Origin of the sequence: uncultured Sulfuricurvum sp., assembly GCF_937936435.1 — a bacterium.
Classification (GTDB): Bacteria; Campylobacterota; Campylobacteria; order Campylobacterales; family Sulfurimonadaceae; genus Sulfuricurvum.
Genome location: NZ_CALDDG010000031.1, coordinates 1 through 5,492, shown reverse-complemented (window position 1 = coordinate 5,492; position 5,492 = coordinate 1). Strand labels below are relative to the sequence as shown.

General features: G+C 44.8%; 5 protein-coding genes and 1 pseudogene. All 6 read right to left on the bottom strand.

Translation table 11 applies throughout. The features are described from left to right. Positions 1–327, bottom strand: a pseudogene (locus Q0389_RS04005) (sulfur oxidation c-type cytochrome SoxX); the annotation flags it as partial. A gap of 75 nt (positions 328–402) precedes the next feature. Then, positions 403–1,566 (bottom strand): HAMP domain-containing sensor histidine kinase, encoded by a 1,164-nt coding sequence (locus Q0389_RS04000; protein WP_298691868.1) that lies wholly within the window; start codon positions 1,564–1,566, stop codon positions 403–405. Beyond that, positions 1,556–2,209, bottom strand: a complete 654-nt coding sequence (locus Q0389_RS03995) for a response regulator transcription factor (RefSeq protein ID WP_298691866.1) — start codon at positions 2,207–2,209, stop codon at positions 1,556–1,558. Before Q0389_RS03995 ends, Q0389_RS04000 begins: the two co-directional genes overlap by 11 nt. Then, positions 2,206–3,333 carry a cache domain-containing protein gene (locus Q0389_RS03990; protein WP_298691864.1) on the bottom strand — a complete coding sequence of 376 codons (1,128 nt, stop codon included), beginning with the start codon at positions 3,331–3,333 and terminating at the stop codon, positions 2,206–2,208. Before Q0389_RS03990 ends, Q0389_RS03995 begins: the two co-directional genes overlap by 4 nt. Beyond that, positions 3,333–4,400, bottom strand: a complete 1,068-nt coding sequence (gene flhB, locus Q0389_RS03985; protein WP_298691863.1) for a flagellar biosynthesis protein FlhB — start codon at positions 4,398–4,400, stop codon at positions 3,333–3,335. The genes Q0389_RS03990 and flhB overlap by 1 nt, the downstream gene beginning before the upstream one ends. 64 nt (positions 4,401–4,464) lie before the next feature. Then, on the bottom strand, positions 4,465–5,280 hold the full coding sequence (gene nadC, locus Q0389_RS03980; protein WP_298691861.1) for a carboxylating nicotinate-nucleotide diphosphorylase: 816 nt from the start codon (positions 5,278–5,280) through the stop codon (positions 4,465–4,467). Between the last annotated feature and the right edge of the window lie 212 nt (positions 5,281–5,492).

The window sequence follows — 5,492 nt, the reverse complement described above, 5'->3', positions numbered from 1 at the left end:
GATGTTTCCATACCCTTTCGCCCCTCCGAAATTGTGACAGGCGACACAGTTGCCGAATTGTTTCTCTTTTCCGTTCTGGAGGATTTTGACCAACCCTTCCGGAGCAGGTTCTTTGGCATCTTTTCCGTTTAGGTTATGGAAAATATATTTTCCGCGTGCAATCGCAGCGGCATCTTCTGTAATACACCCTTCCGGCATTGTGTAATGTGCCGGTGCAGGCAGGGCATCTTTTTTCAGAATGGCCGTCGCATCGGGACTCTCAATGACCGATGAAAGATCAGCGGCTCCCAGCATAGAAGCGATCCCAAGTATTATTGCTATTCGCATTGGCTCTCCTTGTTCAAATATTCAATCACCATTGTAAAGGAGGAATGTAAAATTAATGTAAAAAAAGAGAAAAAATCAGAGACGAAGAATCGGAGGTTGAAAACTATAGGCAAAAGTGCTCCCTTTACCGAATACCGAATCGATTCTAAGTTCGATTCCCGCTTTATCGATAATCGATTTGACGATATTGAGCCCGATACCGAATCCCCCCTTATCGCGGTTCTCACGATAATAGCGCTCAAAAATCCGGTTGACGTCTTCGATACCGACCCCTTGATCGGCAAAACTCATAATGCATCGGCCTTCCGCTTTTTCGAGAGTGATATCGATTCTCCCCTCTTCATAGGAGTATTTGATCGCATTGGAGAGATTATTATCAATAATCCGCTGCAATTGCGTCGGATTGAACACAATTACAACCCCTTCCTCGATCTGAGGAACGATCGTAATGTTTTTCAGTGCCGCAACTTCCGAGAAATAATCGATCCGATCCTGGAGATACTGACTCAGATTGATCTCTTCGTATTCAAATGACAAACGCTCGTTTTTAATCAGATAATCCATATCGTTATAGAGAGTCGCCAATGTTTTCGTCGCCGCTTTAATTCGCTGAAGATATTTATTGGCAGGATTTGAGCGGTTGTAGAGATCGATATTGACGTTGATGATGGAGAGCGGCGTGTTGATCTCATGCATCGAATCTTTGATAAACTGATCGAGCCGCTTATTGACCCGTTGAAACGGAAGGGCAAACCGATCGAGAAAAAAGAGGGAGAGGACAAAAATCAGTGCTGCAACCCCAAGAAGCATAATGACGACGTCCTGATATATCTGTGCATACGAAATATTCCCGCGAACCACTAAATAGGTGGCGTCGAAATAACGCCGTTCAGGTAAGGCCACGATTAAATAAGCGCCCCTTTTTTCGAGATGGTAACCTGCCTTTTGGATTAACGGAGGCGAGGATATGAGAGTAAATATCGGTTTGAAATGTTCGTCGTACAATCCTGACTGAAACGACCGGAAACGGGGATAATCGAATTTGCCGGTCTCTTTGGGATCAAATTCTTCCATCGAGCGGAGAATCAGATGCGATTGGCGTTTGAGTTTGAACTCGTATTGGATTTCATATACATATTTCATGTAGGCGACATACAGATAGGTCGGTGCCAATAATAAAACGGCAACGAGCATCGTATAAATGAATGCATTTTTCAACGCATAAAATTTATCGTTCAATGAGGTATCCTAGCCCGCGTCGGTTTTGGACGATATCGATCGGAAGTTTTTTACGCAGATTATTGATTTGTACCCGGATGTTCGCCGGATCGACGTATTCTCCCCAAATCTCGTCTTGAAACATCTCTACCGATACCACTTGATTCGTATGTTTGAGTAAAACCGAGAATATCTCTTTTTCCGTTTTACTCAAAGCGATATTTTCGCCGTTGTGCGTGAGGGTAAAATTTTCGGTATCGTAAATCAGACCTGAGCCGAAATCGATCTTGTTTTCACCGTCATGGTAAAAACTTTTAAGAGCATGCATAATCCGAATCTGCAATTCGGTCAGATCGAAAGGTTTGCGTATATAATCGCAACATCCTGATTTATATCCCTCCTGCAAATCGCTGACATTGACCATCGACGTGAGAAAAATCGCCGGAGTTTTATTCCCCTCTTTACGCAGTGTGCGCAGTAATTCAAACCCGTTCATTCCCGGGACATTGACATCCAGAAGATACAGGTCGAAATGGGTTTCATAAATAGCGTCAAACGCTTTTTCACCGTTTGAAAAGCCGACCACTTCATATCCCATATCTTCCAAAAATTCGGTGACGCTGACCCGCAGCATGTATTCATCTTCCAGCAGCAATACTCTCATCGAATCTCCCCTTTTATCTCTTTGTTGACCTTATATCCGAGCATAATACCGATCAGTTCCTCTTTCGAATACGCATTAAGCCGTTCTCTGGCTTCTTGCAGGTACATCTCTCGGTCTTCCGGAGAAACCGTATCTTTCAAATACAGCAGGTCTTTATCGTATACGCTTTGAAAAAGCGAATTATCCAACGATTTTTTCACCATAACATCATACAATTCATTTCGAGAAAGATGAATCAAAAACGAAATATCTTCATCATCCGAGTGGGCATACGCGCTGATCTGTTTCGGAGAGAGGGAAAAGACGAAAGCACCGATCGTCTCCCCCTCCCCGTTTTTCATCGGTTCGTAAAACAAATAACGCCCTCCGCTGTAGAGGACGCGTCTTTGGCGAAGCGCTTTGTAATCGATCCCTTCTAACAACTTCAAATCGCTTTGAGTGTATTTCGTATTGGCCAATATATATTCTTTGCCGATTTCAGGATTATCCTGCATAAAAACCGCCGTATCGTAAAAACGGTCATCCATCAAGATGTACATATCGATCCCCAGACGGTCAAAGTACTCCTGCGTCGGTTCAAAAAAAGAGACCACTTCGACGAAACCGATCATATTATCCTGATGATAAACAGGAACGGTTGCCTTAATACCCAGCTTCCGCCCTACTTCGATAGCGGAACGGGGATTTTTGTGGTTTTGAAAATAAAGCAGATCGGGACGGTGAAAATCCAAAGGCATACCTGCATACGAGTTGTCCCAACTGCGGGCAAAAATGACATAATCGGAAGTGATAACCTGTGAACGAATCAGCGAATCGGTATGGAGTTTGATCGACTCCATCACCTCTGAGAGAATTTTAAACCCCTTATCTTCGTCTTCCAGTTCCAACGCCTCGCTCAACGCGCTATTTTGAGAAAGGATCAATGCGTAACGCAATGCAAGCGAACGCTCTTTTTCCAGCTGATTGTTTAATCCCAACGAAAGCTGATCGCTTAAACGCTCCAGAGTTTGCGATGTCACTTTCTGCTCCAGATACCACAATACACCGCCCAACATGATGATGATGGCTAAAAATACTGCGGCGATGATTCTTTTATCCGCAAGAAGTTTTACCCAGCGCTCCATCACGAAAGCCCTCTGCGCTTTTTACCCATTTTGTACACATACGCCAAAACTTCCGCCACGGCCGTAAAGAGCATATCGGGAATCGGACGGTCGACATCGACCTCTTTATACAGCGATCGGGCCAGCGGAGGATTTTGAACGATATGTACCCCGTTTTCGCGCGCAATCTTCTTGATCTGGATGGCAATATTGTCGACCCCCTTGGCCACTACGACCGGGGCATGATGCTTGGTCTCGTCATACATAATTGCAACCGCATAATGGGTCGGGTTCGTAATTACGACATCTGCCGTCGGGACGGCGGCCATCATCCGTTTACGCGCCGCCTGAAATTGTATTTGACGAATTTTGGCTTTGACGTGAGGATCCCCTTCCATATTTTTCATCTCGTCTTTGATCTCTTGTTTCGACATTTTCAGTTTGTCGAAATATTGCTTACGAGTCAAAAACAAATCGACAATTGCATAGATAAAGATAATAATGAGCATCACTGAAGCAAGCACAATCGCTTTGTCTCGCAACCAGATCATCTGGTTTGGAAGACTCATCAACGCTACGGTTGGAAGCTCTTCGATGTAATGCCAGAAGAAAATAAATCCGATACTCATCGCCGTAAGCGACTTGAGGGTAATTTTGATCGATTGAAGCATCTTTTCAATCGTCAGCAGATTTGCAAGTCCTTTGATCGGATTGAGTTTTCCGAAATTAGGGGTCAACGGCTTGGTTGTAAAGTTAAAACCGATCTGGGCAACGTTTCCGGAGACTCCGGCGATAGCAACGATTATCGCTATCGGCAACGCCATGATCAGCGTTTCCCGAAACGTTACGATCGCAATATCGATCAGCATATCTCTGTGTAATGGAGTTGAAAGCAGCGAAAAATAATACCGCGACAGATTCAGCATTCGATCCGCGATAAAATTAAACATCATCATCAAGGCCAAAATCGCTACAAAAAGTACGACGACCCCCACGATGTCCTGACTTTTGGCGACGTTTCCTTCTTCCCTGGCATCGGAAAGCTTCTTGGAGGTGGGTTCTTCGGTTTTTTCCATATCATCAGCCATGAATCCCCCTCCTTCTCCCTAATTTTTATAACACGTTTAGAATTGTTAAAGCGCGATACCGCTCTTAATCCATTTTCATCGACATATCTATCCAGTTGGCCTGATGGATCAATGCACCCGTACTGATCGCATCGACTCCGGTCTGCGCATACGCTTCGATCGTTTCTAGGGTGATATTTCCGCTTGCTTCGAGCAGTACACCGCTGTGGTGTTCCCATTTGTATTTGACCACTTCAGAAAGCTGTTCGACGCTCATGTTATCGCACATCACGATATCGGCACCGCAACGCATCGCGTGAGCCGCCATCTCGAAATCTTCGGCCTCGATTTCGATTTTGGAAGTAAACGGGATTTTTTTACGCGCTTCTTCCATAAAGCTTTCGAGATTCTCAATGGTTTTGAGATGAGTATCTTTGAGCATCAGGGCATCGTCCAATCCCATCCGATGGTTCGTCGCCCCGCCGATACGGGTCGCGTATTTTTCGAAATTGCGCAAGAGCGGCCGGGTTTTTCGGGTATCGAGGAGTTTTGTACCGTACGGAGCGATGAGATCGACATAGCGGCGGGTCAATGTCGCGATGGAGCTGGCATGCAGCAGCATATTGAGCAGTGTCCGCTCGATTTTTAAAAGGGTATGAGAATCGCCGGAAAGCTCCATAAGAATCTCCCCTTTTGTGAATGTGTCACTATCATGTTTATACCAGACGATTTCAAAGTTTTCCAACTCTGCCAAAACTCGCAAATATTCTTCTCCGCCTAAGACACCGTCGCTTTTAGCGATGATTTTCGCACTGGCGCTCACCGCATCAGATACCCGTGCGTACAAATCCCCACGCCCCACATCTTCGGCCAATACCTCACGGATAAATTGTTCGATCATAGCGCCATCATCCTTACTTCCATTATTTGTTTCAATCCTCTCATATTACCTCTCTATTTGTATATTCTACTCAAGGTAGATTTTCTCGAAAAATATTCACGATCTCTACTCGCTCTTTAGCTAAATTAATCCGATACAAAATCGAATATCCTTGATAAACCAGTTTTCGTATCTCTTTGCCGTATTCATCCGCTTTTCGCCCTGATTCGGGA

Coding starts and splice junctions, on each gene's coding strand:
- Q0389_RS03995 (WP_298691866.1), bottom strand. CDS start 2,209: ATGAGAGTATTGCTGCTGGAAGATGAATACATGCTGCGGGTCAGCGTC.
- Q0389_RS03990 (WP_298691864.1), bottom strand. CDS start 3,333: ATGGAGCGCTGGGTAAAACTTCTTGCGGATAAAAGAATCATCGCCGCA.
- flhB (WP_298691863.1), bottom strand. CDS start 4,400: ATGGCTGATGATATGGAAAAAACCGAAGAACCCACCTCCAAGAAGCTT.
- nadC (WP_298691861.1), bottom strand. CDS start 5,280: ATGATCGAACAATTTATCCGTGAGGTATTGGCCGAAGATGTGGGGCGT.